Annotated in this window: 1 rRNA gene (only partly in view); it reads left to right on the top strand. The window is 52.4% G+C overall.

What is annotated here, in order from left to right:
• Window positions 1-2042, top strand: a 23S ribosomal RNA gene (locus E6W40_RS20905) (it extends past both window edges: 139 nt to the left, 746 nt to the right).

The following is a 2042-nucleotide window of genomic DNA, read 5'->3' on the forward strand; positions in this document are numbered from 1 at the left end:
AATTCGCAGTTATTCATAACTGAATACATAGGTTATGCAGAGGCAGACCAGGGGAACTGAAACATCTAAGTACCCTGAGGAAGAGAAAACAATAGTGATTCCGTCAGTAGCGGCGAGCGAACGCGGATTAGCCCAAACCAAGGAGCTTGCTCCTTGGGGTTGTGGGACGTCTCACACGGAGTTACAAAGGAATACATTAGGCGAAGAGGTCTGGAAAGGCCCGGCATAGAAGGTAAAAGCCCTGTAGCTGAAAGTGTATTCTCTCCGAGACGGATCCCGAGTAGTGCGGGGCACGTGAAACCCCGTATGAATCCAGCAGGACCATCTGCTAAGGCTAAATACTCCCTAGTGACCGATAGTGAAACAGTACCGTGAGGGAAAGGTGAAAAGCACCCCGGAAGGGGAGTGAAATAGAACCTGAAACCGTGTGCTTACAAGAAGTCAGAGCCCGATCTATGGGTGATGGCGTGCCTTTTGTAGAATGAACCGGCGAGTTACGTTCCCGTGCAAGGTTAAGGTGAGAAGCCGGAGCCGCAGCGAAAGCGAGTCTGAATAGGGCGACTAAGTACGTGGGCGTAGACCCGAAACCGTGTGATCTACCCCTGTCCAGGGTGAAGGTGCGGTAACACGCACTGGAGGCCCGAACCCACGCATGTTGAAAAATGCGGGGATGAGGTGGGGGTAGCGGAGAAATTCCAATCGAACTCGGAGATAGCTGGTTCTCCCCGAAATAGCTTTAGGGCTAGCCTCGGAAATAAGTCGTGGAGGTAGAGCACTGATTGGGTGCGGGGCCCGCAAGGGTTACCAAGCTCAGTCAAACTCCGAATGCCATAGACTCGAATTCCGGGAGTCAGACAGTGAGTGCTAAGATCCATTGTCAAAAGGGAAACAGCCCAGACCATCAGCTAAGGTCCCCAAGTGTGTGTTAAGTGGGAAAGGATGTGGAGTTGCACAGACAACCAGGATGTTGGCTTAGAAGCAGCCACCATTGAAAGAGTGCGTAATAGCTCACTGGTCGAGTGACTCTGCGCCGAAAATGTAACGGGGCTAAACACACCACCGAAGCTATGGCTTGATGCTTATGCATCAGGGGTAGGGGAGCGTTGTATGCAGCATTGAAGGTATACCGTAAGGAGTGCTGGAGCGCATACAAGTGAGAATGCCGGTATGAGTAACGAAAAGATCAGTGAGAATCTGATCCGCCGAAAGCCCAAGGTTTCCTGAGGAAGGCTCGTCCGCTCAGGGTAAGTCGGGACCTAAGGTGAGGCCGAAAGGCGTAATCGAAGGACAACAGGTTGAAATTCCTGTACCACCGTAAACCGTTATGAGCAATGGGGTGACGCAGTAGGGTAGTGACGCGGACTGATGGATGTCCGTCTAAGCAGTGAGGCTGATGTGTAGGCAAATCCGCACATCGTAAGGCTGGGCTGTGATGGGGAGCGAAAATTATAGTAGCGAAGGTCATGATCTCACACTGCCAAGAAAAGCCTCTAGCCAGGTGAAGGTGCCCGTACCGCAAACCGACACAGGTAGGCGAGAAGAGAATTCTAAGGCGCGCGGAAGAACTCTCGTTAAGGAACTCGGCAAAATGACCCCGTAACTTCGGGAGAAGGGGTGCCCCGGTAGTGTGAATAGCACGAGGGGGCCGCAGTGAAAAGGCCCAAGCGACTGTTTAGCAAAAACACAGGTCTGTGCGAAGCCGCAAGGCGAAGTATACGGGCTGACGCCTGCCCGGTGCTGGAAGGTTAAGGGGAGTGGTTAGGGGTAACCCGAAGCTATGAACCGAAGCCCCAGTAAACGGCGGCCGTAACTATAACGGTCCTAAGGTAGCGAAATTCCTTGTCAGGTAAATTCTGACCCGCACGAATGGCGTAACGACTTGGGCGCTGTCTCAACGAGAGATCCGGTGAAATTTTAATACCTGTGAAGATGCAGGTTACCCGCGACAAGACGGAAAGACCCCATGGAGCTTTACTGCAGCTTGATATTGGATTTGGGTACGATCTGTACAGGATAGGTGGGAGCCTTTGAAGCATGAGCGC

The sequence above is a fragment of the Paenibacillus dokdonensis genome (assembly GCF_004916975.1).
Classification (GTDB): Bacteria; Bacillota; Bacilli; order Paenibacillales; family Paenibacillaceae; genus Paenibacillus_AQ; species Paenibacillus_AQ dokdonensis.